This window comes from Siphonobacter sp. BAB-5385 (assembly GCF_002261125.1).
GTDB lineage: Bacteria > Bacteroidota > Bacteroidia > Cytophagales > Spirosomataceae > Siphonobacter.
The window spans coordinates 1-419 of the sequence record NZ_NMPS01000155.1; the positions used below are offsets into that span (position 1 = coordinate 1).

Annotated in this window: 1 protein-coding gene; it reads right to left on the minus strand. The window is 52.7% G+C overall.

Going from position 1 to position 419, the window contains the following annotated elements; genetic code table 11:
• Positions 1 to 405 (minus strand): biotin/lipoyl-containing protein (locus BWI93_RS15650; protein WP_369679168.1); only part of this gene is annotated, 405 nt, incomplete at its 3' end.
• Positions 406 to 419: the final 14 nt, after the last annotated feature.

Consider the following 419-nt stretch of genomic DNA (forward strand, 5'->3'; position numbering starts at 1 on the left):
GTTTTCCAGTTCCATCGTGGCTTTATCGGTTTCGACTTCGGCCAGGATGTCGCCATTTTTAATTTTATCTCCTACGTTTTTGACCCAGTTGGCAATGACGCCTTCGGTCATCGTATCGCTCAGTAAGGGCATACGGACCGCCGTCGCTTTGATGCTCGACAGATCCACTGCTTTACTTTCTGATTTTACAGGAGCGGCCGGAGCAGCGGGAGCCGGTTCAGCGGCCGGGGCTTCGGTTTTTTCCTCAGCCGGTGCGGAGCCATTGGCAGAGCCGCCATCGAGCAGAGACTGATAATCTTCTCCGGGTTTGCCTACCACAGCCAGTACTCCATTCACTTCTACAGCTTGCCCTTTGTCGGCAGCTACGTATAAAAGAGTACCATCTGCGTAGTTTTCCAGTTCCATCGTGGCTTTATCGG